At 61.9% G+C, this 23,941-nt stretch carries 23 protein-coding genes; 6 read left to right on the top strand and 17 right to left on the bottom strand.

All coding sequences use genetic code 11. The features are described from left to right. Positions 1 to 233: 233 nt before the first annotated feature. Positions 234 to 1,163 carry a cytochrome b/b6 domain-containing protein gene (locus ACTAQJ_RS13100; RefSeq protein WP_498696686.1) on the top strand — a complete coding sequence of 310 codons (930 nt, stop codon included), beginning with the start codon at positions 234 to 236 and terminating at the stop codon, positions 1,161 to 1,163. On the opposite strand, the gene ACTAQJ_RS13095 is transcribed toward ACTAQJ_RS13100, so the two are convergent. The 5 genes from ACTAQJ_RS13095 to ACTAQJ_RS13075 form a co-directional block, all read right to left on the bottom strand. After that, entirely contained in the window at positions 1,160 to 1,993 is an 834-nt protein-coding gene (locus ACTAQJ_RS13095) for a hydroxymethylpyrimidine/phosphomethylpyrimidine kinase (protein WP_498696685.1), read from the bottom strand. The genes ACTAQJ_RS13100 and ACTAQJ_RS13095 overlap by 4 nt on opposite strands. Before the next feature lie 93 nt (positions 1,994 to 2,086). Beyond that, on the bottom strand, positions 2,087 to 3,052 hold the full coding sequence (locus ACTAQJ_RS13090; protein WP_498696682.1) for a TAXI family TRAP transporter solute-binding subunit: 966 nt from the start codon (positions 3,050 to 3,052) through the stop codon (positions 2,087 to 2,089). After that, positions 3,045 to 4,460 (bottom strand): sensor histidine kinase, encoded by a 1,416-nt coding sequence (locus ACTAQJ_RS13085; protein WP_498696680.1) that lies wholly within the window; start codon positions 4,458 to 4,460, stop codon positions 3,045 to 3,047. The genes ACTAQJ_RS13090 and ACTAQJ_RS13085 overlap by 8 nt, the downstream gene beginning before the upstream one ends. Further along, complete coding sequence (locus ACTAQJ_RS13080) at positions 4,457 to 5,119, bottom strand: response regulator transcription factor (RefSeq protein ID WP_498696678.1); 663 nt, start codon at positions 5,117 to 5,119, stop codon at positions 4,457 to 4,459. The genes ACTAQJ_RS13085 and ACTAQJ_RS13080 overlap by 4 nt, the downstream gene beginning before the upstream one ends. A 500-nt stretch (positions 5,120 to 5,619) precedes the next feature. Beyond that, the gene (locus ACTAQJ_RS13075; RefSeq protein ID WP_498696676.1) at positions 5,620 to 7,023 is read right to left on the bottom strand and encodes an MFS transporter; all 1,404 of its coding nucleotides are present in this window, start codon (positions 7,021 to 7,023) and stop codon (positions 5,620 to 5,622) included. A 124-nt stretch (positions 7,024 to 7,147) separates the two neighbouring features. Here ACTAQJ_RS13075 and ACTAQJ_RS13070 point away from each other — a divergent pair, with 124 nt between their 5' ends. Next, entirely contained in the window at positions 7,148 to 8,056 is a 909-nt protein-coding gene (locus ACTAQJ_RS13070; RefSeq protein ID WP_498696674.1) for a methyltransferase family protein, read from the top strand. Between the two features lie 80 nt (positions 8,057 to 8,136). Here ACTAQJ_RS13070 and ACTAQJ_RS13065 read toward each other — a convergent pair whose 3' ends face one another. Genes ACTAQJ_RS13065 through ACTAQJ_RS13055 form a run of 3 tightly spaced genes read right to left on the bottom strand, consistent with a single transcriptional unit; the run spans position 8,137 to position 10,108 of the window. Continuing rightward, positions 8,137 to 8,550, bottom strand: a complete 414-nt coding sequence (locus ACTAQJ_RS13065) for a hypothetical protein (RefSeq protein ID WP_498696670.1) — start codon at positions 8,548 to 8,550, stop codon at positions 8,137 to 8,139. After that, entirely contained in the window at positions 8,550 to 9,449 is a 900-nt protein-coding gene (locus ACTAQJ_RS13060; protein ID WP_498696667.1) for a TIGR01777 family oxidoreductase, read from the bottom strand. The genes ACTAQJ_RS13065 and ACTAQJ_RS13060 overlap by 1 nt, the downstream gene beginning before the upstream one ends. Then, the gene (locus tag ACTAQJ_RS13055) at positions 9,446 to 10,108 is read right to left on the bottom strand and encodes a TetR/AcrR family transcriptional regulator (protein ID WP_498696665.1); all 663 of its coding nucleotides are present in this window, start codon (positions 10,106 to 10,108) and stop codon (positions 9,446 to 9,448) included. The genes ACTAQJ_RS13060 and ACTAQJ_RS13055 overlap by 4 nt, the downstream gene beginning before the upstream one ends. Positions 10,109 to 10,396: 288 nt before the next feature. Here ACTAQJ_RS13055 and ACTAQJ_RS13050 point away from each other — a divergent pair, with 288 nt between their 5' ends. Then, the gene (locus ACTAQJ_RS13050) at positions 10,397 to 11,107 is read left to right on the top strand and encodes a queuosine precursor transporter (RefSeq protein ID WP_498696663.1); all 711 of its coding nucleotides are present in this window, start codon (positions 10,397 to 10,399) and stop codon (positions 11,105 to 11,107) included. Between the two features lie 37 nt (positions 11,108 to 11,144). Here the strand turns inward: ACTAQJ_RS13050 and tgt are convergent, their stop codons facing one another. From tgt to ACTAQJ_RS13025, 5 genes are all read right to left on the bottom strand, one after another. Further along, entirely contained in the window at positions 11,145 to 12,461 is a 1,317-nt protein-coding gene (gene tgt, locus ACTAQJ_RS13045) for a tRNA guanosine(34) transglycosylase Tgt (protein WP_498696661.1), read from the bottom strand. Positions 12,462 to 12,508: 47 nt separating this feature from the next. Next, the gene (locus tag ACTAQJ_RS13040) at positions 12,509 to 13,219 is read right to left on the bottom strand and encodes an SRPBCC family protein (RefSeq protein ID WP_498696658.1); all 711 of its coding nucleotides are present in this window, start codon (positions 13,217 to 13,219) and stop codon (positions 12,509 to 12,511) included. A 91-nt stretch (positions 13,220 to 13,310) separates the two neighbouring features. Beyond that, on the bottom strand, positions 13,311 to 14,318 hold the full coding sequence (locus ACTAQJ_RS13035; protein WP_498696656.1) for a DUF6707 family protein: 1,008 nt from the start codon (positions 14,316 to 14,318) through the stop codon (positions 13,311 to 13,313). 110 nt (positions 14,319 to 14,428) lie between these two features. Next, the gene (locus ACTAQJ_RS13030) at positions 14,429 to 14,968 is read right to left on the bottom strand and encodes an NUDIX hydrolase family protein (RefSeq protein ID WP_223935793.1); all 540 of its coding nucleotides are present in this window, start codon (positions 14,966 to 14,968) and stop codon (positions 14,429 to 14,431) included. A gap of 73 nt (positions 14,969 to 15,041) precedes the next feature. Further along, positions 15,042 to 15,791: a hypothetical protein gene (locus tag ACTAQJ_RS13025; RefSeq protein ID WP_498696654.1), complete on the bottom strand. Its 750-nt coding sequence runs from the start codon at positions 15,789 to 15,791 to the stop codon at positions 15,042 to 15,044. An 81-nt stretch (positions 15,792 to 15,872) separates the two neighbouring features. Here ACTAQJ_RS13025 and ACTAQJ_RS13020 point away from each other — a divergent pair, with 81 nt between their 5' ends. Then, the gene (locus ACTAQJ_RS13020; RefSeq protein WP_498696652.1) at positions 15,873 to 16,493 is read left to right on the top strand and encodes a YdeI/OmpD-associated family protein; all 621 of its coding nucleotides are present in this window, start codon (positions 15,873 to 15,875) and stop codon (positions 16,491 to 16,493) included. A gap of 34 nt (positions 16,494 to 16,527) precedes the next feature. On the opposite strand, the gene ACTAQJ_RS13015 is transcribed toward ACTAQJ_RS13020, so the two are convergent. The 4 genes from ACTAQJ_RS13015 to ACTAQJ_RS13000 all read right to left on the bottom strand — a co-directional run bounded on the left by ACTAQJ_RS13015 (position 16,528) and on the right by ACTAQJ_RS13000 (position 21,706). After that, positions 16,528 to 17,694 carry an ABC transporter ATP-binding protein gene (locus ACTAQJ_RS13015; RefSeq protein WP_431118231.1) on the bottom strand — a complete coding sequence of 389 codons (1,167 nt, stop codon included), beginning with the start codon at positions 17,692 to 17,694 and terminating at the stop codon, positions 16,528 to 16,530. Further along, the gene (locus tag ACTAQJ_RS13010; protein WP_431118232.1) at positions 17,691 to 19,292 is read right to left on the bottom strand and encodes an ABC transporter permease; all 1,602 of its coding nucleotides are present in this window, start codon (positions 19,290 to 19,292) and stop codon (positions 17,691 to 17,693) included. Before ACTAQJ_RS13010 ends, ACTAQJ_RS13015 begins: the two co-directional genes overlap by 4 nt. A 4-nt stretch (positions 19,293 to 19,296) precedes the next feature. After that, complete coding sequence (locus ACTAQJ_RS13005; protein WP_498696648.1) at positions 19,297 to 20,358, bottom strand: iron ABC transporter substrate-binding protein; 1,062 nt, start codon at positions 20,356 to 20,358, stop codon at positions 19,297 to 19,299. A gap of 190 nt (positions 20,359 to 20,548) precedes the next feature. Next, on the bottom strand, positions 20,549 to 21,706 hold the full coding sequence (locus ACTAQJ_RS13000; protein ID WP_498696645.1) for a glycoside hydrolase family 76 protein: 1,158 nt from the start codon (positions 21,704 to 21,706) through the stop codon (positions 20,549 to 20,551). 90 nt (positions 21,707 to 21,796) lie between these two features. On the opposite strand from ACTAQJ_RS13000, the gene ACTAQJ_RS12995 reads away from it, so the two are divergent. Both ACTAQJ_RS12995 and ACTAQJ_RS12990 read left to right on the top strand, forming a co-directional pair. Further along, a complete protein-coding gene (locus tag ACTAQJ_RS12995) occupies positions 21,797 to 22,645 on the top strand; it encodes an SDR family NAD(P)-dependent oxidoreductase (RefSeq protein WP_498696643.1) in 849 nt (282 codons plus the stop codon). Then, positions 22,645 to 23,916: an acyl-CoA dehydrogenase family protein gene (locus ACTAQJ_RS12990; protein WP_498702192.1), complete on the top strand. Its 1,272-nt coding sequence runs from the start codon at positions 22,645 to 22,647 to the stop codon at positions 23,914 to 23,916. The genes ACTAQJ_RS12995 and ACTAQJ_RS12990 overlap by 1 nt, the downstream gene beginning before the upstream one ends. Positions 23,917 to 23,941: the final 25 nt, after the last annotated feature.

Below are 23,941 nucleotides of genomic sequence, written 5' to 3'. Positions count from 1 at the left end.
TCCGAAACTTGAAGCAATCAAACCCCTTGACCATCAATCAACTAAAGGAAAGAATCTTAGAAGCTCGTTCTAGAAATATGTGTTGCAGTATGTATCCGAATGCTGCGATTTTTGACGTCAAACGCCCCGAAACCCGGGTGCCGTTTTTACCGTCGCGCTGCAACTGGTTGAATCGCTATGAGAGAGCGCCAACTGGTCGCACGCCAAACAAAGCCAGAGAGGAACGCGGCCTGATGTCCGTTTCAAGCAAGTCGTCCGGGATCACGTCGAACAGGTGGTTCAAACCCGTCGTCGTTACCGCCATAGCTTTGGTGGTGGCGCTGATCCTGGTGCTCATCGCGCAGTGGCTCCGGACGCTGCAACCCGTCCAACAGTTCCTGGTGGACTATCCCGGACACTCAGCGATCCCCGAAGGCACCCCCACAGGCTTCCCGGCCTGGCTCGGTTGGCAGCACTTCCTCAACATGTTCTTCCTGGTCCTGATCATCCGCTCTGGCTGGCAGGTACGGACCACCACAAGGCCGCCGGCTTACTGGACCCGGAACAACAAAGGCTTCATCAAGACCAAGAACGCGCCGGCCAAGATCAGCCTGGATCTCTGGTTCCATCTCACGCTGGATGCCTTGTGGGTGTTGAACGGCATCATTTTCATCATCCTGCTGTTCGCGACCGGCCAATGGCTGCGGATCATCCCCACCAACTGGGACGTCTTCCCCAATGCCCTGTCCGCAGCGCTGCAGTATGCCTCCTTGAACTGGCCCATTGAGAACGGCTGGAACAACTACAACAGCCTTCAGCTCCTGACGTACTTTGTCACCGTCTTCATCGCCGCCCCGCTGGCAATCATCACCGGCCTTCGGATGTCCGGTGCGTGGCCGAAAAAGGCGGCGATCAACAAGTTCTACCCGATCGAACTCGCCCGCCAGATCCACTTCCCGGTGATGATCTACTTTGTGGCGTTCGTGATCGTCCACGTCACGTTGGTCTTGGCCACCGGTGCGCTGAACAACCTGAACCACATGTACGCCTCGAACAACGATTACAGCTGGTGGGGCTTCGGCATTTTCGCCGCCTCAATCGTCTTTACGGCGGCCGCCTGGTTCCTGGCCCGCCCGCTGTTCCTACGCCCGGTCGCCTCGCTGATGGGCAAGGTCTCGCGCTAGCGGGATCCGCCCTGCCACAGGGCATCGAACGGAGCACCCGAGGATACCCGGTTCTTGATGCCAGCTGTTACGAACGCCTTCGCGGTGCGTGCAGCCTCCAGCGGAGTGGCGCCCTTGGCCAATTCAGCGGTCACGGCCGCAGCCAGGGAGCAACCGGCACCGGACACAGCCACGTCGCCAACCTTAGGACTGCGCAGGACTTCCAGCGTTTCGCCGTCATAGTAAACGTCGACGGCGTCAGGGCCTTCCAGCCTCACCCCACCTTTGGCGAGGACTGCTGCGCCGCTGATCTCGTGGATACGAACGGCAGCGGCTTTCAACGTTTCTTCGTCCGTAATGGTCAGTCCGGACAGGGATTCGGCCTCAAAGTGGTTGGGAGTGACGAAAGTAGCCAAAGGCAGGATCTGCGCTTTCAAGGCCTGGTCAGTGTCCAAGGCGTGGCCGGGCTCCTGTCCCTTGCAGATCAGGACCGGGTCAAGGACCACATTTGCGAAGGAGCCGTCGGCCAACGCCTTCTCCACCGTGCTGATGGTTGCCGGACTTCCGAGCATGCCAATCTTCACGGTGTCCAACAGGGACGGTGCGCCGGAAGCGGGACCGTAGGCCGCCGTCGTGGCTTCCAATTGGTCAGCAATAACCTGCTGGTCAACCGGAACAAAACGGTGGTTCCAACTGTCCTGGGGGTTGAAGGAAACGATGCACGTGAGGTTCGCGATGCCGAAAACTCCCAGTTCCTGGAAGGTCTTGAGGTCGGCCTGCGCGCCGGCGCCGCCGGTCGCTTCGGAGCCGGCGATGGTCAGTGCAATGGCAGGGGCAACGGCTGAAGTCATGTCTTCCATCTTGCCAGCTGCCCGTCGGGGAGCCGATTTCGCGGCGGCCGGCCGATTTCGACGGCGCCGTTAGGGCGGCAGCGCGCGTAACCCTTAGCCGTGCAAGCGACGGTAAGCTGCCTCGGCGGCGGGGTGAAGGGGCACGCCCGCGGTGTTGATGAGCGTCTCAGGGCTGAGGAACTGCACCCCAGTGCTCGTCTTCGGGACCAGGTCCTGAGCCCGTTCCACCAGAAGTTTTACGGACTCCGAAACCAGGCGGTCAGCGAGGTCGCTGCGGCAAAGGAGCAGGTTGGCCATGCCCACGGTCCATGTTGCATCGGCGTCCCCATAGCTCTTGGCGGGGATCAGGACGCGATCATAGAAAACGCCGAATTGTTCGCGCATGGCCTTGATGTGCTCGGAGAGGTCGATCAGCCGAAGGCCAATGTCATTGGCGGTTGATGCGATGGCAGCGGTTGGCACGCCGCCGGACCAGAACAGGGCATCAATGGACCCGTCCCGCAAGGCGGCCAACCCTTGGTTCAGGCCGAGATTCACCTGCCTGAGGCCCATGTCTGCAGGAGCTGCGGAGATGATGCGCGGAACGGTCAGCGATGTCCCCGAGCCTACTTCGCCAACACCGGCGGTCTTGCCAGCCAGGTCGGCGAAGGAACGCAGACCGCTGTCCTCCCGCACGATGCAATGAACATAGTTTTGGTACACCTTTCCGAGCGCCACAAGATTCCCACCGGGCTGCGGGGTGGCCGCGGACTGGGCGGCCGCGTCCGCGAGCGCGACGGCGAACGTCGCCTCGCCGGACAACACTCGCCGAATGTTCTCCAGGCTTCCGCCAGTGGTCAGCGGCACGGCGGTTTTGGCTACACCCTCGCGTTGGAGCAACTCCGCGAACAATGTTGCGAACTCCAGGTAAAAGCCACCTGGTTCACCACCGGCGACCGTTAGCTTTTGCGGCTTCTCCTCGCCGGAACAAGAGGTGGAAACCGGCAGCAGTAGCCCAGCCAAACCAGCCGATAGTCCGGCTCTGAGTACAGAGCGCCTTGCCACGATCCTGCTATTCATCCCGGCCCCCGGGCGCTTGCTGGAATTCAAGCCGGGCCGTCAATCCGTGCGGTTCTCTTCCCTCAAGCACAAGCTCAGCGTCGTTCGCATGCGCCAGACGGTCCACGATCGTCATGCCCAGGCCGTTGCCTGCGATCTTGCTGTGCTGCGGGGCCCGCCAGAACCGCGTCGTGGACGCAGCGCGCTGCTCGGCGGAAAGCCCGGGACCGTCGTCGGAAATCTCGACGGCGACCCCTCCTCGCGTCCGCTTCATTGCCACCGTGATCCGGGCGGCGGGAGCGTACTTGATGGCGTTGGCCAGAAGCTCACCCACCATATGTGCCAGCTCATCCGGATTGCAGGCGAGGTGGAGCGGTTGCTCCGGCTGCGCCAGCGTGATCGTCGAATTGGCGCGCTCGGCAGCTGGCATCGCCCGCTCCACCTCTCCTTGCAGGATTGGGAAAGGATCGATGACGGTGTGGTGTTTGTGCTCAGCTTCATGCTGCACGCGCGCCGAGCCCTCGAAAGCGCGGTGTTCCGCCGTCGCCAGCTTCAGCACGCCGTCGAGAATTGCCTCCACACGCTCAAGCTCAGCCACTACACCGGCCGCAGCGGCTTTTTCAGGCTCGGACTTCAGTGCCAGCTGCAGCAGATCGATCCGGAGCCGCAAGGCACCCACTGGATTCCGTAGTTCGTGCGATGTGTCAGCGATCAGCTGGCGCTGCGAATCGATGCTCTCGGTGACAGTGTTGGCCATCGCGGTGAACGAACGGCTCAGCTCCCGCAGCTCGGGCGGGCCGGCGTCGGGAAGATGGCTCGTCTTGCCCGTCGTCTCAAGTTCGTGGACGGCATTGCTCAAGCGATGGACCGGCCGCAGAACCCAGCCGGTGATGCGGGCCGCTGCCAAGAGGAGGAGCGCCCCGAGCGCCACTGCGGCAAGCCCGACGACGAGCCACCGCTCCCGTAGTTTCTGCCGGGCCGCTTCGGGATCGACTTCAAGGACGGCCTCGCCAAGCACCTGGCTGGCCGTGCCGAAGGACCTCGAGATAACCTCCGTCCCGGATCCGAAGGGCCTGAGCGGGCTAAGCGTGGTGTCGCTGAGGTTCAGACTGGCGCGGTTCAGTGCGTCACGGACTTCGGCCCGGTCCTCGTTGAGCCCGCCTGAGCGCACTGTTCGCTGCTGCAGACGGATCAGGATCCCCTCGCCGTAGAGCTCGGAATAGCGATCCATTTCGCGTTGCAGCTGGGTGGTGTCGTTGTCCAAGGAAGCGTCATTTGCGAGCTGGGCGAATCGGTTCAATGAGGTCACGCGGTTGATCTGGAGTTCCTGCGTGAGCTCCCTGCTGGCCGACGTCAGGATCACGCTGGACACGGTGACCACCATGAGCACTGCGATCACGCTCAGGATGGCCAGGACACGGATTTTCACGGCTGCTCGACGCGGTAACCGACCCCGCGGACGTTGATGATGAAGCCGGGTAGTTGGAGCTTGGACCGGAGACCCGTGAGGTGCACGTCGAGGGACCGGGAATTTGCGAGGAAAGCGTCACCCCAGAGGGCATCGAGGATCTGTTCCCTGGTCACCACTGATCCTGCGTTCCTTGCCAGGAGGCTGAGGAGTTCGAACTCTGTTGCGGTCAGTGAGAGTTCCCTTTCGCCAACAGACGCCGTCCTGCGGTCCAGGTCCACGCTGACCTCTCCCACCACGATGCTGTGGGGTGCCGCCTGCCCGGCACGGTTGGTACGGCGAGTCACCGCTTCGATCCTTGCCAGCAATTCCACGAGCTTCACGGGCTTCACCAGGTAGTCATCCGCTCCGGAACGAAGACCCAGGACCACGCTTCGTTCGTCGTCGCGCGCCGTGAGGATCAGGATGGGGACTTGTGTGACCTGTCGCAGTTTCCGTAGAACGTCCAACCCGTCCAAGTCCGGCAAACCGAGATCGAGCAGGATCACTTCGTGGTGGCGATGGCCCAGGAGTGCGTCCTCGCCACGGGATACCCTGGTGGCTTTGTGGCCGGCGGATGCAACGGCAGCGCTCAAAGCGGACGCCATGGCGTCGTCATCTTCGACGATGAGCACGTGCACTGTGTGATCCTTTGCCGCTTGGTTGGTTGGTGGTTTTGGGCCCGATGGCTGGACGGGGGACGGTTGGTTGGCTGGTTGGCTGGTTGGCTGGTTGGTTGGTTGGTTGGTTGGTTGGTTGACGTTGACGGGTGATGGTTGGACGGTTGGTTGATTGGTTGATTGGTTGATTGGTTGATTGGTTGATTGGTTGATTGGTTGATTGGTTGATTGGTTGATTGGTTGATTGGTTGATTGGTTGATTGGTTGGAGGTCCGATGGTCCGTCTTGGAGATTACTCCCTTCCTGCCGGATCCGCCTTCCAGCGCCCCGCGCCTTCGGTTCCCGATCCGCCGTCGGACGTTCGCTCACATCCTGCCCCCTTTGGCGGCACGTTCTCTCACATCCTGCCCCCTTTGGCAGGACGTTCTCTCACATCCCGCGCCTGCTTAACGTTGTGAGGCCCGCTCTGCGCCCCTCGGAGTGACCAAAGAGCGCAGAACGGGCCTCACAATCCAGCTGGTTCAAGCGTTGGCGAGGTCCTTCTTGTCCTCGTCGGCGTCCCGTGAAGAAGAGCCCTTCGCGGCGAACGCGCTTCCCTGCTCGGCGTCCAAGTGCGTGGCCTTCTTGTTTTTCAGCGCGAAGATGTACACCAGCAACGAGATGAAGATCGCGGCAGTCACGTAGGTGAAGAACATGTCCACCTGCCCGGCCTTCTGCAGCGCGGCGCCAATCAGCGGAACCGTGCCACCGAACAGCGAGTTCGCGATCGCATACCCCAAGCCGACACCCAGGGCGCGGATCGATGCCGGGAACAGCTCAGCTTTCACCAGCGCATTGATCGAGGTGTAGCCGCCCACCATGAGCAGGCCGCCGAGCATGAGCAGGAACGCCATGAACGGATCCTTGGTTCCGGACAGCGTGGAGAGCAGCGGCCACGTGAACAGTACGCCCGTAACGCCGAACCAAATCAGCAGCGGTTTGCGGCCGATCTTGTCCGAAATCAAGCCATAGACCGGCTGAAGCAACATGAAGATGAACAAAGCCCAGAAGTTGATAACGGAGGTATCGGTCTTGGCGATGCCGGACGTATCGTTCATGAACTTCAGGATGAAGTTGGTGTACGTGTAGAACGCCACGGTGCCACCGAGCGTGATGCCAATGCAGATGAGCAGCGGCTTCCAGTGCTTGGTGAACAGCAGCTTCATTGTCCCCGGCTGCGCCTCGCCTTCAACCTTCACATGGGCGGCGCGGAGCTGATCGGCGGAAAGCGTTTCTTCCATGGAACGGCGAAGCCAGAGGACAACCAGCGCAGCTACGCCACCAATCGCGAAAGGAATTCGCCAGCCCCAGGCCGTCAGGTCCTCTTTGCTCATAGTGTTCTGCAGGATCACGAGTACCAAGAGGGCCAGCATCTGCCCGCCAATGAGTGTTACGTACTGGAAGCTGGAGAAGAAACCGCGGCGCTTGGCAGTCGCAGCCTCGGACATGTAGGTGGCGCTGGTGCCGTATTCGCCGCCGACCGAGAAGCCCTGCACCACCCGGATGAAGACCAGCAGGATCAGTGCCCACAGCCCAATCACATCCTGCGTTGGCAGGATCGCGATGGCAAACGAACCGGCCGACATCATAGTCACACTGAGGGTCAGCGCGGCCTTGCGGCCCTTACGGTCGGCGTATCGGCCGAAGAACCAGCTGCCGATTGGACGCATGAGGAACGACGTCGAGAAGACGGCCATAGCTTCGAGGCCAGCCTGCAGATCGTCCGAGGAGTTGAAGAAGTGCGACTGGAAATATGCCGCGAAAACCGTATAGACGTAGAGATCGAACCACTCCACGAGGTTGCCCGCGGAGCCTTTGAGGATGTTGCTCACGGCCTTGCGTGTCTGTGCGGCCTCGCTGAGGGGCGCAACTTGTTGGGTGCTCATCAATGAACCTTCCTGGACGGCGCCTGGGATGGCAGCCGTGTCTTGCATGAGTTCGTTCTGTCCATGAAGCTCTTGCTCATGGCGTCCTTGCGCATGGCTCTTCGTCGACTAAGAAAGGTCCTCCATGGGTGAAGAGGACATAATCCAAACTATTGGTGATGCACGGCACAGCCAACGCCCGGGGCGATTTCCTAACACTTCCTTAGGTTTCGGGCCCATGAATGCCCTGAACGCCTTGAACGCCCTGAACGCCCTCAACGCCCTGAACGCCTTGAACGCCCTCAACGCCCTGAACGCACGACGGCGGTGTGCGGCTTTGGCTTTGATCCCGCCTTCCCGCTGTGGTCCCTCCGGATGTTCTCTCACATCCCTTGGCCTTCTGGTGGTTCCTCTATCAGGTCCTGACCGGTTTCGGCGGATGCACTCTCAGATCCTGACCGCTTTCGGCGGATGCTCTGTCACATCCTGTTTCCTTGCTGCGGACAAGAGCGGATCGCGGGGTTACTGTTCAGACATGGCGACTTTTTCTCAGCCATCCCCGGGCCCTCGGCTGACGTTGAGGAGGTTATTCGGCAACCTGCCCCTTCCTCCGGGCCAAGTGACCGGAGTGACCATGATGGTCCTTCTCGGAAGGGCTAGCCCCTGGTCATTGCCGGGGTCCCACGCGCTTCACAGGATGGCGGGTTCTGGTCTCCTGGCGATTGGCGGTGGGCTGAATGCCTGGGCCCTGGCTGAACGAGACCGCCGCTCGACGGGCACTTTCGATTTGGAGAGGCCAGAGGAGCTCGTAACGAGCGGCCCTTATGCATTGACCCGCCATCCTATGTACGTGGGGTGGTGGCTCATCCATTTGGGCGCCGGGACACTCGCCGGTTCATCATGGGTGCTCGTGACATTGCCGATCGGAATGCTCGTGGATCACAGGGGACTACTACGCGAAGAGGCTGCGCTGTTGGAGGCCTTTGGACGACCCTATGCGGAATACGCGAAAAGGGTTCGCCGCTACCTAGGCACAAGATCACGGCGCCAATGACCCCTTGAGCGCTGCCGGATGTGAGAGAACGTTGCCCGGAATGCGTCGGGATGTGCGAGAGGGTTCTGGGAAGGCGGTAATTATGTGAGAGAACGTGCGTCGTTGATGCGGACGATTTTCCAAATGGAGAGGCGCGCTATTCCTGCTGCGACGGCAATGCTCAACGGAAAGGCCCAGGTTATGGGACTCCAAAAACCTCCGAAGGGGACGCACATAAGTGCCGCAGTCGTGAAGAATGCTGCGACATGAATCCATTGATTCCGGATGCGTCGCAGCGCCAAGCCCAAGAGTGAGCCCACCGCGGCAGCGATTGCCCAAGCTGGTGGGGCACTGAAGACGAACAAAACGACGCCCCAGGCTGGGTTTGATAGGGCAAAGAGGATGCCGAACACCAGGTGTGAGATCAAGATGCCTATCACCAGGGCCTTCCAGCCCAAAACCACTCGATCCCTTGACCCGTAGGTCCAGACTTCCGAAGGGGCGGTCAGACTCATCACTTGCCCCTTGCGATCGCGTTGAGCGCACCGGCCAGACCTGGATGCGTGAAGCTGAAACCGGCATCGACTAACTTCCGGGGTTCGACCCACCGGCTCTTCAACACCAGTTCCGTCTGTGTCCGGATGAGGAGCGCTCCGGCTTCGAGCAGCCAAGCCGGCGTCGGGATGCCAAACGGGACACCCATACTTTGCCGAACCAGCGACATCAGTTCGCGGTTATCCACGGCATACGGCGTTGCTGCGTTTACTGGACCCGTGAGTGCAGGCTGGCCGTGGACAAACACCACGGCGCGGAACAGATCCTCCACATGGATCCAGCTGAACTTCTGCGTGCCCGGCCCCATATGCCCACCCAAACCAAGGCGGGCCAGATTCCGCAGGGGAGTCATCACGCCGCCGCCCGGACCGAGGACGATCGCAATGCGAAGCGGAACCTTTCGAGTGCCCGGAACATTGGCAGCAGCCAACTCGCCCTCCCACGCACGGGCCACGTCTACAGAGAACCCGCTGCCCAGCACGCCCGCTCCTTCAGATTGTGAGCGATCCTCCGCGTGCCGATAGATCGTGCCAGTGCTGGCGTTGATCCACGTCCCAGGCGGGTCGGAGCATCGAGCAACCGCACGGCCCAGCACACGAGTTGTCAAAACCCGGGAGTCCACGATCTCCTGGCGGTTCCGGTCGTTGTAGCGGCAATTCACGGATCGTCCGGCGAGGTTCACCAGCAGTTCGGCGCCGTTCAGCACCTTGGCGATGGCGCCGTCGTCGTTCCATAGAGCATCAGCTGAAGCATCCCGCCCGACCGTCCGAACCTGCCAACCCTCAGCAACAAAACGATGCTTGAAGTAGCTGCCAATGAAGCCGGTAGCGCCCGCAAGGACCACTGTGCGCGGCATCACGATCCTTCCTTCACGCTGCGGACGAGTCCCAGAACGTCGTCAAATACCTTGCTGACGCCGGGAATCTTCGCGAGCGACAACCCCCGCGCTACCAAGGGCGCGGCGCCGTCGATCAGTTTCCGCGTGCGCCGTTGGCCCTCGGATTTGTCGTAAACCCAGAAAAGTGCGACACCCATATATGCAAGCCACAGCAGCTCCGGTAGATCTTCGCGCAGTTTTTTGGCGACGGCGGGGGAGGAATCGTCGACGGCGGACCGGAAGATCGCCAGCGAAGCCTCGCGGGCGGCGGTGGACGCCTCGCCGAATGGGTTGACTGGCGACGTCGGCCGGATTGCGGTTGAGATGAAATCTGAGCCGAACTGGTGATAGGGCGCCATGACGTCGACGCCGGTGTGCAGTACGGCTTTCAGTCGACCTGCGAGATCGTGGACGTCCCTGAGGGCTCGTGCCGCAACCTCCGCATGCTCCTTCTGGACTTGGATGTACAGCTCCTGGACGAGTTCATCCTTGGAGGCGAAGTAGTAGTAGGCATTGCCGACGGAAACTCCCGCCTCCTGCGCGATGGCACGCATCGTGGTCTTCTCGAAGCCGATTTCGCGGAACATTTTGAGTGCGACGTCGGCTACAAGCTGCCGGGTCTGTTCGCTTTTTGCTGCCATGAACTACTCCTCGAACCAAGTTTTGAACGTGTTCAATAACGAGTATACCCCTGAATTTGAACACGTTCAGAAATGATCGCCGAAGAGTTGGTTGGATGTGAAAGAACATCCGCGGAAACGGGTCAGGTTGTGAGAGAACGTTGGTGGAAACGGGTCAGGATGTGAGAGAGCGTTGGTGGGTGGGACAATAAAGCTGGTGTTGGGCCGAGCCCCACCAACCACAGTGCTAATACAGCCGGGTGCCTGAACCAAAGGCGCCCGCGCGAACCACTACGAAATGGATGACCCATGCCCTCGCCTTCCGGCTCCAGCACCTTGAGCAAGCCTGCACCCCGCTTCGCCTCGATCGGATCCCCGTACTTTGGCATCATGCTCGCCATCATGGCCGTGGTGCTGATCCTGTCCAATATCGGCGCATCCAAGGGCGTCGTGCTTGGTCCGATCATCACTGATGGCGGATTCTTCCTGTTCCCGCTCGCCTACATTCTGGGCGACGTCATGAGTGAGGTTTACGGCTTCAGGGTGGCGCGCAAAGCCATCATTACCTCGTTTGCTCTCTCGGTCTTCGCTTCACTCTGCTACTGGGTGATCATCGTGCTGCCCGGGTTCACGGATGAGTACGGAACCGCCAAGCAAGCGGCTATCGAAGGCGCACTCGGCCCCGTCCCGCAGATCGTGCTCGCTTCACTTCTGGCCTTCCTCGCCGGCCAGACCATCAACTCGTGGATCCTGGTGAAAATGAAGGAGCGCACGGGCGAGAAGACCTTGTGGGCGCGGCTCATGGGGTCATCCGTTGTGGGCGAATTCGTGGACACCCTGATCTTCTGCAGCATCGCGGCCTCGGTCATTGGCATCACCGACTTCGGAATGTTCGCCAACTACGTCCTGGTGGGCTTCGTCTACAAGACCGCCGTGGAGTTCCTGTTCGTCCCGATCACTGTGCTGGTGGTTGGCTACATCAAGAAGCGCGAACCGAGCTACGGGCCAGTCGCGGCCTAAGCCCTACGCCCATCGAAACGGTGCGCGCCACCCAGAGCTACGAGTAGTACCGGCCCAGCGTCTCCGCCTTGAACTCGAAGAAATCCCCGGACTCGATGGCCAACCGTGCATCGTCCACCATCTTCACCACGAAGCGCTCGTTGTGGATGGAGATCAGCGTTGCCGAGAGCATTTCCTTGGCCTTGTACAGGTGGTGGATGTACGCGCGCGAATAGTTTCCACAGGTGTAGCAGTCGCAGCCATCCTGCAGCGGTCCGAAATCGGCCTTATAGCGGGCACCGGACAGGTTGAACCGACCGGACGGGGTATAGAACGCGGAGTTCCGTGCCACGCGGGTGGGTGAGACGCAGTCGAACGTGTCGGCCCCGTTCTCGATTGCCGTGAAGATGTCGTCCGGCTCGGAAATGCCCAGCAGGTGCCGCGGCTTGTTTTCAGGAAGTTCCTCATTGCACCACCGCACGATGGTGCCCAGGTTCTCCTTTTCCAAAGCACCGCCGATCCCGTACCCGTCAAAAGGCATGGCTCCAAGGTCCTGACATGCCTTTCGGCGCAGATCCTCGTACTGCGCGCCCTGGATCACCCCGAACAGCGCCTGGTACGGCTTCCCCACCCGGGCGGAAGTCAAACGGGCATGCTCTTCCAAGCACCTCAAAGCCCAGAGCCGGGTCCGCTCCAGCGATTCCTCTTGGTAGGCCCGGGAGTTCTGCAACGTGGTCAGCTCGTCAAAGGCGAACATGATGTCAGCGCCGATCTGATGCTGGACCTGCATGGAAATCTCGGGGGAGAAGCGGTGCCTGTCCCCGTTGAGGTGCGACTTGAACCACACACCGTCGTCATCAATGTGCGCCAGCCGTTCCTTGCCGGGCGCCACCGCGTCATCGGGGCCGGAGGTGTCCACATTCTTCATGTCGATGACCTTCTTGAACCCCGAGCCCAGGCTCATCACCTGGAATCCTCCGGAATCCGTAAACGTCGGTCCGGACCAATTCATGAAAGCACCCAGCCCGCCGGCGGCGTCGAGGATCTCAGGGCCCGGCTGCAGGTACAGGTGGTAGGCGTTGGCCAGCACTGCCTGCGCGCCGAGCCCTGCAATGGACTCGGGCAGCACGGCCTTGACTGTTGCTTTGGTTCCGACGGCGATGAATGCGGGCGTCTGGATGGTTCCGTGCGGCGTGGTAATGGTTCCGGTCCGGCCCAGGAAAGTGCCGCCATTGGCATCGATCAAGGCGTCCGACGGCGAACACGTTTCAGTCAGGCGCTGGCCCACCGTAAAGGAGAACCCGGTTTGCCGTGAAGAAAGACCCGGCAAGGCAGTGGACGGAGGAGACGAGGGCAGGAAAGCGGAAGCTGGCACGCTACCAAGTGTGCCAGCTTTACCCCGGGTAACCTGCGGAACCCGTCCTAGGAGCTGTAGTTCTCAGCCTTCCAGTTATCCCAGGAGGACCTGATATCCGCCAAGGTGTGAGCCCCCAAATCGTAGGTGGAGGCAATCACCATGGAACCGCCGTCGGGCCTTTTCTCGGGGATCGGCAGTTGCTCGGCCACGATCAGCAGCCCATCGCCGTGCTCTGCGTAGCTGTGCACGGTGAGGCCCACTTGGTGCCGGCTCTTGAACCAGACTTTGCCGGAAATCTCCTCACCAGTGGAAAGTGTGAGCGAATACTCGTCGCCGACGGGCGGAAGATCGCCCAGCCCCAATTTCTCGATAGCCGGACCACCGCTGCCTGGAAGGGACACGAAGTGGGTTCGCCGTTGACCATGTGGGTGTCTTTCAAGGGCGAAACGGAGTTGTTGCAGGAACGTAAGCCAGCCCTGGGTGATGTCCTCGTCCCATTCCGCCCACTCGGAGTCGTGGTCCAGCGCGGCGCGGGTGACTTTGACTTCGGTGCCGCCGGAAACAGGGTGGAGCTCGAACTCATCACCGGCGTGGACAGTAAGTTTGGTGTGATCGGGATTTTCCACCACATCCGGGTGGAAGTAGATCTGTTTGATTTCATCGGTGAGGTCATCGGCTTCCCATCCGTGCCATTGAGCCACCAAAGCGGGTTCGCGCAGCATTGTCCAAACCTGCTGCGCGTCGGCATTAATCACAACGCTCAGATTGTTCGTCATGGCCCCGAATCTACCGCCCTTCGCGTCCGTAATACAGGTCTTGAAGTTTAGAAGTGCCGGGACTAGGCGGATGAATCAGGGCACCGCTCCTTCAGGCCCGCACAGCATCCAATTCGATGCCGATGCGCCGGCCCAGCTCCTCTTCTCCGAGTGTCTCGGATCCACCGTGGGCCCGCAGGAACAGCAACGACTCCAGGCGGAGGAACCGCCATTCGCGCTCGGCTTCATGATTGCCGTTATCGATCGCGCGGAAGATTTCCTTGTCGTACAGGTTCGGTTCGTTCAGGGCGCGTTGGCGGACCTTCGCGGCGATTCGGGCCTTGAAGGGGTCCGTCTCCTCCGACTCGTGGGCGCGCAGCAATTTCTCGTACACGGCCGCGCGTTCAGTTTGTCCGCCCTCCCGGCAGATGAAGCTGGACAGCGCCAGGGCGCGTTCGATCGACGCCCAGCGATCGGGGTTGCCGTCAAAGGGCAGCACGTTCAGGAGATCAGCCACGGCCAAGGCGTTGTCCGGATCCCGCAGCACGATGCAGAGATCGAACGCCAGATTGCTGAGGTCCCGGAGGCAGCTGCCCGATTTGGTGTTGATGCCCTTCGCCAGCCTTTCGGCGAGCACCTGAACGCCGTTCTTGCCCTTGTGATTTGCGACGGCGGCCCGCACCACTGCTTCAGGCGTTCCGGCCGGCTCGGGGATCAGCGCGAGTTCTTCGGGGGCCGGCGTGGAGACCGCGGGTGGCGTTTCCGGCCTTGGGGGAACGACGACGGCGGAACCCGCCGCTGCTCCGGCTTCGTCTTCCATCGAGGTGCTGGAGTCCGCATCGGCTTCAGAATCAGCAAGGCCGACTGCGGCGGATTCGGGCGCGGCCAAACCGGACGCTCCATCACCCACCGGCACACTGGAGCCCGCAGCGATCCGCACGGTGCCGCCGTCGACCGTTGTCACCAGCAGCAGCGCGGTAACGCCATAATCGTCCTTTTCCACCTCCACGGCGGCAATTTCCTCGGCAGGCCCGTCTCCGGGCAGGAACACAAGGTCTCCGGGTTGCAGGTCCCCAGCCTGCTTTTCGCGGTATTGCTGTGAGGCTGGGCTGTGAGTCATCGGAAGTCCTTTGGTTCTCTTGCGGTCCGCCGTCCAGTCTACAAACTCCAGCCGCCGCAGGACGCGGGACCCGCTAGAGGACGCTGCCGAACTAAAAGGACGATGCCGAACTAGAGGACTATGCCCGAGAAAGCCAGCGCCTGACGCACGAGGTTGCCGCGGCCGCCCTCGAACTCCTGCTGAACGTCGTCACTCAGGACTTCCTGCGGCGTCATCCACGTGAGTTCCAGGGCGTCCTGGCGCGGTTCGCATTCGCCGGTGACGGGGATGATGAAGACCAGCGACACCGCGTGTTGGCGGTCGTCGGTGAATCCTGTCTGAGACGGCGCAGGGAAGTATTCGGCCACGGTGAAGGGAACGGGGCTGATGGGCAGCTGCGGGAATGCAAGGGGGCCGAGGTCCTTTTCCATGTGCCGCAGAAGGGCTGCGCGGATGGTTTCACGGTAAAGGACGCGGCCGGAGACGAGGTAGCGAACCATGTTGCCGTCGGCGTCGCCCTGCAGGAGGGAACCGACTTCATTGACGTACCCGAGCGGATCCAGGCGGACGGGGACTGCCTCCACGTAGACCATGGGAAGGCGGCCGCGGGCTTCGAAGAGGTCTTCGTCGGAAAGCCAGCCTGGATACGGGTCGGGTGTACGTACGCTCATGGTTAAGTTCTACCGCATCCCCAGCCGAAGTTCCGTGGCAGCACCCCCGGAGCACTGCGCATTAAGCTGCTGGCTATGTTTGGGGCCGCCCGGCCGGCGTCTGTTCCGCAGGTGTCCGTTCCACCACGACCGACGCCGGCGCCGAGCCGCCCACCGCATCCGGGTTTGCGACGTACAGAACACCCTCGCTGATCCGCGCCTCAACCCCGGCCCCGGTGAGCCTGTGCAGCAGTGGTTCCAGATCGCCGTCGTACTCAAAAGCCAGATCGCCGGACTCCGCAGCCGCACCGTGGATTACGCGCAGGATCCCGCCGTTTTTGGTGGTGAACGTCGCCGATTCGTCATCCGAGGTCCGGGGCCGGGCACCGATGTTGCGGAGCTCCTGCGCGGAATCGTCGACGCCGGGACTCAGCCAGGTGGCAACCACCGCAAGAGCCGGGTCGGCTTCGTTGGACGTCGCCCAAGTTCCGTCCCCGGCGCGCCGGGCGGGGTCGGCCAGGAAGGTGAAGCCATCCCGGGCCGTGATCTGTACGGTCGGGCCGTGCGAGGCCTCGGTGAGCACCGCGATGGTCCCGTCTTCCTGCGTGCGCCGGGCAAACTCTGCCAACACCCCAACCTCGACGCCGAAGGCAGTGGTGCCGTCTTGGGGCGAGCCGTCCACTGCTGCTCCATGCTGTACGCGATGTAGCGCCAGCCGACCTGAGCCGGCGTCGAACTCGAACCAGTCGTCATCCTTGACTGTGTTGACCAGGCCCAGCGCTTCCAGCAGCTCGGCCCATTGTTTCGGGCGGGAGGTGTAGTGGATGGGGCGGGCTCGCAACATGGGTCCTCCTGGGCTGGCTTCGCTGGCACTCCGGCTTCTGTCCTCCACACTATGCCGTCCGGTTTGCCGCAGAATGAATCCATGCCCATTGAGCTGGAAGAATTGATCGTCAAGGACGCGGCCGAATGGCGCGCATGGCTCAAGGCGCACGCTGCCGACAGCCCGGGTGTGTGGTTGGTCCTGCATAAAAAGGGCGGGAACGTCACGGAGTTGGACTACGATGGCGCGCTGGACGAGGCGCTCTGTTTCGGCTGGATCGACGGCCAATCCAAAAGCCGCGACGCCGAAAGCTACTTCCAGCGCATGACACCGAGGGGCCGCCGCAGCATCTGGTCAGCACGAAACGTTGGGCACATCGCCCGGCTGGATCAGGAAGGAAAGATGACCGCAGCGGGATGGGCCGCCGTCGACGCCGCCAAAGCCGATGGGCGCTGGGAAGCTGCCTACGCCGGTCCCGCGGATTCAGTGGTTCCCGATGATCTCGCTGCCGCCATCGCCGCTGTTCCCGAGGCGCAGGCCATGTTCGACGTCCTGACGTCCCAAAACCGTTTCGCCCTCATTCACCGGACCAACCTGGTCAAAAGGGCAGACACCCGGGAGCGGAAGATCGCTGGGTTCGTGGAGATGCTTGCCCGGCACGAGGCACCGTATCCGCAGAAGAAGCGCCCGGCTTCGGAGCCCAGGCAGTCAGAGCCCAAGTAGCGTCAGGGCCTAAGTGGCCCCAGGGCCCACGTAATCAGCCTTCGGGCGCGAACGCCACGCCTTCACCCACGACGCGAAGGCAGAGCTCCGTGCCGGGCTTGGTGATGGATGCGTTCCAGTGCCGGATGGTGATGATCTCTCCTCCGCCGGGATAGCGGTGGCCATTTCCGGATAGGACGCCGTCAGCCGCGGTATAAGCGCCGAGCCTTATTCGGACGGTCGTTTCCGGACCGAAGTAGTCCGTGTCCACAACCACGCCCCGGATGGGGCCGTCGGGCGCGATGCGTATCTGCTCCGGGCGGAGCATGAGCTGAACTTTGCCCTGTGCTGGTGGCCGGCGGACGGGAATCCCGCCGAGTGAACACGTGGCCAGGGACCCTTCCATCCACGCATCCAGGATCACGGCGTCGCCGAGGAATTCGGCCGTGGCACGGTCTGCTGGGCGCGTGTAGACCACAAAGGGGTTGCCAATCTGGGCCAGTTTTCCCCCGCGCATGATGGCCACTTGGTCGGCAAAGGAAAGGGCTTCGGCTTGGTCGTGCGTTACGAGGATGGTTGTGACGCCTGCAGCGTTGAGCACCTTGGCCACAGCCCGGCGCGTAGCTACGCGGAGCCCGGCGTCCAGTGCCGAGAACGGCTCATCCAGCAACATGAGCTCCGGTTCGCGGGCCAGGGCACGTGCCAGGGCAACGCGCTGTTGCTGCCCGCCGGACAACTGGTGCGGACGCCGCTTCGCCATGGAGCTGTCCAGGGACACCATTTCGAGCAGTTCCTGGACGCGGGAAGCAACGGCCCGGCGGCCGCCGTCGAGCTTTCCGGAATCCAGCCCAAAAGCGACGTTCTGTCCCACGGTCAGGTGCGGGAAGAGAGCCCCATCCTGGGCGACGTATCCCACCTGCCGTTTGTGCGCAGGGAACCACACTCCATTGCCCGCAACTGTTGAGCCGTTCAGGGAAATAGTCCCGGTGTCTGGATGCTCGAAGCCTGCGATCAAGCGAAGCAGCGTGGTTTTGCCGGAGCCGGAAGGACCAACAATGGCGGTGGTTCCGCCCTTGGCCACGGAAAGATTGACTCCCTTCAGCACAGCCTGGGAACCGAAATTCTTTGTGACCTCAGCGATGTCCAAGTGCGTGTTGGTGGTGGGCACAATGGATGGCGCCACGCGCGGTGACGGGAGCCTGGGTGGAGATTGTTCGGTCACTGTCCGGCCACTTTCTTGGACTGTTGGAAAAGAAGGTAGGTCATCGGGGCGGAAAGCACGATCATCAACAGCGCATACGGTGCGGCGCCTGTGTAGTCGATCTCGCTGCTCTTGCTCCAGAACTCTGTTGCCAGGGTGCGGGTTCCATTGGGCGAGAGAAGGAGGGTTGCCGTGAGTTCGTTGACGATGGCCAGGAAGACGAGTGCGGCACCACCTGCCGCAGCCGGCGCCGTTAGCCGCAGGGTCACACGGAAGAAGGACACCATCGGAGCTTTGCCAAGGGATTGAGCGGCTTCATCGAGCTCTTTGGGTGCCTGGGCCAGCCCGGAGCGGATGTTGACCAGCGCCCGGGGAAGGAAGAGGAGGACATAGGCGGCCACCAGCACGCCGGCGCTTTGGTAGATGCCGGGAACTGCGCGGATGCTGACGGTGACGAAGGCGAGGCCCACAACGATTCCTGGCAGGGAGCTGGTCACGTAGTTGGACAGTTCAAGCATCTTGCTGAACCAGCTGGGATGCCGAACCGCCAAGTAGGCCATGGGAAAGGCCACGATCGTGGTAACTGCGGCGCCGGCAGCCCCGTACACGAGGGTCTGCAGCAGCGCGGGCATGAATTCGTCGGCTGCCCATACCTCGGCACCTCCGGCAGAAAGCCAGCGCAGGACGAACCAGACAGGAAGCCCAAAAGCCAACCCTGTCAGGGCCAGCAAAGCGAGCTGCGCCGGAGCCTGGTATCCGCCCAAGGGCGCCCGTGTTGCTTTCGCTTGGGCGCCTGACCCAATCCGCGCGTAGCGGGCGGTGCCTCGGCTCTTGACTTCGGCAAGGAGAAGAAGCAGGCAGAGGAAGACCAGGACACTGGCCAGCATGTTTCCGGCGGCACCGTTGAACGTCGACTGGAACTGGACCATGATCGCCGTCGTGAAGGTATCAAAGCGGATCATTGCGAAAGCGCCATATTCGGCAAGGAGGTGCAACGCCACCAGCAACGCGCCGCCGGTCATTGCGATACGAAGCTGCGGGAGCACTACCCGGAAGAAGACGGCCCAGGAACCGAGGCCAAGCGACGCGGCAGATTGTTCGATCGCCGGATCCAAGCGCCCCAGCGTGGCGGCGGCGGGAATGTAAACCAAAGGGAAATACGACAGGGTGGCGATCAGCACGCCGGACCAGATGCCCTCCATGGAAGGTACGGCGGATACCCATGCGTAGCTGTTGACGAAGGCGGGAATGGCAAGCGGTGCCGCCAGTGCCACGGCCCACCAGCGGCTCCCGCGTAGCTTGGTGCGCTCAACCAGCCAAGCGCCGCCCACCCCAAGAATGAGGCACAACGGCACTGTCAGGACCATCAACATGATGGTGTTCAACAGCAGCTCGCCAACCCGGGGGCGAACAATGAGTTCGACGGCGGTGTCCCAGCCTGTCGCTGCCGTCATGAAGATGACGTAGCCCAGCGGCATCAGGGAAAACAGGGCGATCAACACCGCCAGCAACGACACCGTGGAAACGCCGAATGGCGGGCGAGGGCGTTTGCCCTTGCCCGCCGTCGTCGTGCTCCCTGGCGACTGTGGAAGGTCGGGAGCCGATAGATCAGTGGTCACAGAATTACAGGAGTCCTGCCTTGGTCATCAGATCGGTGACCTTGGTGGAGTTCAGCTTGGCCGGGTCAACGGTGGGTGCCTGCAGTTCCTTGATGGGGACCAGCTTGTCATTGGCATCCACCTGCGAGGCGATGGCGTACTCGAACGAGGTACCGTTCTTCAGGACTTCCTGGCCCGTCTTACCGGTGATGAACTTCAGGAATGCCTGGGCATCTGCTGCCTTTTTGGATGACTTCAGGACACCGCCGCCGGAGACCGAGAGGAACGCGCCCGGATCCTGGTTCTTGAAGAAGTACGGCGTGACATTCTTGGAGTTCTCGCCGGTCTTGGCCTGGTCGCCATAGTAGTAATAGTGGTAGATCAGCGCGGCGTCCACTTCACCGGCGTTGACGGCCTTCATGGCCGTGCTGTTGCCCTTGTAGGCTTTGAAGTTTTCCTTCATGCCCTTGAGCCACTCTTCCGTGGCGGCTTCGCCCTTGAGTTCGAGCAGTGCTGCGACGATCGCCTGGAAGTCGGCGCCAGATGGTGAAGCGGCCCACTTGCCCTTCCACTCCGGGTTCGCCAGGTCCAGCATCGACTTGGGCAGCTTGTCTTCGCTGATCTTGTTTTTGTCGTACACAAGGACTGTGGAGCGGGCTGCGATGCCGGTCCACTTGCCCGTGGAAGGACGGAATTCTGCGGGGACCTGATCCAGTGTGGCCTTGTCTACATCGGCAAACAGTCCAGCGTTCTCAACCTGCGCCATTGCGGGTGAGTTCTCTGTTAGGAAAACGTCCGCCGGAGAAGCGGCACCTTCCTGGACGATCTGGTTGGAGAGCTCGGTATCCGAGCCCTGCCGCATGGTGACCTTGATGCCGGTCTCCTTGGTGAAGGCATCCACCCATTCCTTGGTCAGGCTCTCATGCTGCGCGTTGTACACCGTGATGCCTTCACCGGAAGCAGCAGCATCTGCCGACGGCGAACCGGAGGCGGTGGGGGTGCCGGCGTTGGAGCCGCAGGCCGTGAGGCCAAGGGCGGCGGAAGCGAGCAGGGCGATTCCCGCCAGCGCGTTTTTGGAGAGCTTCATGAGGGCTTCTTTCTGCGAACAAAGACACAGAGTCCCAAGCTTTGGGCTTGTTCCGTGTGAGCGGGAAGGTTTGGGGGAACCCGCTGAGAAAAGCGTAGGTTAGGCAAACCTATGCTTCCAAAGCCTGGAACACTTATGTGACAAGGATCACAACAATTACGGAACTATTGCGTGCCGTAATTACCTCTATCTAAGTTTCCAACGTGGCTGCCGCCTCCAGAGCCATCCATGCCTGCAGTTGGGTGGAAAGCTCGACGGCGGTCCCCGCCGGATACGTTTCACTCGCCGGGCGCAAGGGGTTGGGGGAGAAGGTAAGGCCCGGATGTTCGGGATCACCGCCGGACTCCCGGCGGCCGTCCCAGAAGGCCCCGGCTGTGCTGAGAACGAGTCCTTTAGCGATGTCACGGGTGTTTTTCGGGAGGCGCTGATCCCTCGCGGCAAGTGCCAGGTAGCGGATCAGGATCCCGGTAAAAAGGCCCCCGTCCCCGGTTCCATCGCCGTGGATTACCTGCGTGCCGGGCACCGTGAGCTCCACCCCAACGGTCCCGACCAGACGGGCGGCGCGGTCCAGGTTCTCCTCTCCGCCCAGTTCCAGGAGTGCCCCAAGGATTGGCCCTTGGTTGTAGGTGTAGACCGCATCCTCAAGGACGATCTCCCCATTCCGTATGCGAAGTCCGTCCAGATAGAGGCCACGGCCGGGGTGAAGCAGCTTACCGTTCAGCCAGTTCACCAGGGCTTGGGCCCGCTCACGGTGATCGGTTCGTGCGAAGTAGAGGGCAACCGGGGCCGTTGCCGGAGTGTTCTTGAAGTCCCTCTTGGTGCTCCAGAATGTTCCGCCGCCCAGATCGTCCGTGGAAGCCGAATCGAATTGCAGCGTCAGCTTCCGGCGGACATAGGCGTTCCGACGCCGTCCGGGCTTCCGCGTCTCCTCGGCCAGTTTTTCCAATCGGAGGGTGGACAGTGCCAACCAGGCCATGTCGTCGTAATAATCGTTGACGAAGCTGAAGAAGTTCCGGAGCCGGATGGTGGTGATCAACCGGGAAGCGAGCCGTCCCGCGCTCGGGCGGGAGTCGCCGTCGAACTTTCTCTTGGTGGCCAGTTCCCGGCGGCCCGTGTCCACCAGGCAGTCGACGTAATGCGCCTGCCACCAGTAGTGCCATGGACCGAGAAGGCTGCGGATGCCGCGGGAGGGGATGCTGACGGCGCCGAGGTGGGTGCCCGGGATGAAAAGCAGCCGTCGACCGAAACCCCGCGTGACGGAACGGGCGGCCTCATCTGCGCGAATCGCCCACATTACTGTCTCCGTTGCGGGTGGTTGCTGGCCGGCAGAGTTGCTTTCGGTGGGCATGGAACCAGCCTATCCGGGGCTTGGGGTGCGCTTGATCACAATTCCAGTTAACATGCATTAACGGATTTGAGTCTGCATCAAGGAGGATGGATGGACATCAAGGGCACGGTCGCGCTGGTCACCGGCGGGGCGTCAGGCTTGGGCGCGGCAACCGCCAAACGCTTGTTCGACGGCGGAGCGTCGGTGGTGCTGGTGGACCTGCCAAATTCTGCCGGGGAGGATTACGCGGCGGAGTTGAACGCCAATGGTTCGGCGGCTGGCGCGAATGGGGCTGGCTCGAATTCGGCGGGTTCCGCTGGCGGGGATGCAGGTCCACGGGCCGTCTTTGCCCCCGCAGACGTAACCAACGAAGCCCAGGTCCAGGCCGCCGTCGACGCCGCCGCTTCACTCGGCACCCTGCGAATAGTAGTTAACTGCGCCGGCATCGCGACGCCGGGCAAGGTCCTGGGCCGCGATGGTGTTCTGCCGCTCGAGGCATTTAACAAAGTCATCCAGATCAACCTCGTTGGAACCTTCAACGTCGTCCGCCTGGCAGCTGCGGCCATGGCGGAAAGTGACCCGGTTACTACGGAATTGGGCGGCCCCGAACGCGGAGTCATCATCAACACGGCGTCCGTCGCCGCTTTCGAAGGGCAGATCGGCCAGCCTGCCTATGCCGCATCCAAAGGTGCTGTTGCTGCGATGACACTGCCCCTTGCGCGCGAGTTCGCCCGCTCCCTGATCCGGGTTGCCACCATTGCCCCCGGCATCTTCGAGACCCCCATGATGGCCGGATTGCCGCAGGCGGCCCAGGAGTCACTCGGCCAGCAAGTACCCCACCCCGCCCGGCTTGGGCGCGCGGCCGAATACGCCAACCTTGCCGCACACATCGTCGAGAATGCCATGCTGAACGGCGAGACGATCCGGTTGGACGGCGCCATCCGCATGGGCCTGAAATGATGGGCGACTACAGCGGCGACCCGGCACCCGCGGGTTCGGGGCGCCACGTGCCGGCGTCTGTGGCGGACCTGCCCACGGCTGACTTCTTCGACTTTGAGTCACTCCTCAGCGTCCAGGAACAGCGAAAGCTCAACGAGCTCCGCTCTTTCCTTGCCTCCGAGGTCGCCCCCTACGCAGGGCAGTGGTGGGACAAAGCCGAGTTCCCCGAACACATCCTGCCCAAGCTCGCGGCCCTTCGCCTCAGTGCTCCTGCCCAGCGCGGCTACACACACTTGTTCGCCGGGCTAGTTATTGCCGAGATGACACGGGTGGACACCTCCATCGCGACGTTCTTCATGGTCCACCACGATCTCTTCGTTGAATCGCTCTACGACTTCGGCAACGACGCCCAGCAGGACAAATACCTCGACGACGCCTCAAACCTCCGCACCACAGGCGCCTTCGCGCTCACCGAACCAGAGCACGGATCCGACGTCGCGGGCGGCATGCAGACAACAGCACGGCGTGTGGAAAGAGCGGAGTCCGACGGCGGCGATTACTGGGTGATCTACGGCGCCAAGCGCTGGATCGGCAATGGGACGTTCTGCGACTACATGCTGGTGTGGGCCAAGGACGAAAGCGACGGCGCAGTTCGAGCATTCATCGTGGACGCCTCGCTGCCGGGCATCACACGGAGCCGCATAGAGAACAAGATCGCCTTGCGGACAGTGCAAAATGCCGACATTCTCTTCGAAGACGTCCACGTCGCGGAATCAGACCGTTTCGCAGGAATCAGCAGTTTCGCGGATACGAACCATCTCCTGCGTGGCTCACGGATTATGGTTGCCTGGCAGGCAGTCGGCCAGCAGCTGGCAGCCTTCGATGTCGCGCGGCAGTATGCGGTGGAACGACTGCAGTTCGGCAAACCCCTTGCCCGGTTCCAACTTATCCAGCAGCACCTGGTGGATATGCTCGGCAACGCCGTGGCCAGCATGGGGATGATGGTGCGGATCGCCCAACTCCAGGAAGGTATTTCCCGGGACGCACAAGGTGCCCGGCACGGCGGTGCCGACATGGCGCAGGTTGCTCTTGCAAAGGCCTACTGCAGTGCACGGATGCGTGAAAGTGTGGCCTTGGGCCGCTCTATCCTGGGCGGAAACGGTATCGTCACCGACTACAAAATTGCCAAGATCTTCGCCGACGCTGAGGCCATCTTCACCTACGAGGGCTCACACGAGATCAACTCATTGATCGTGGGCCGTGCAGTAACGGGAGTCTCTGCCATCGTCTAGTCAGTCGCTGTCCGGGTTCCCGGCG

The organism is Arthrobacter sp. alpha11c (assembly GCF_054149985.1).
The sequence above is the reverse complement of the archived record's forward strand: the minus strand, read 5'-3'. Positions and strand labels throughout refer to the sequence as shown.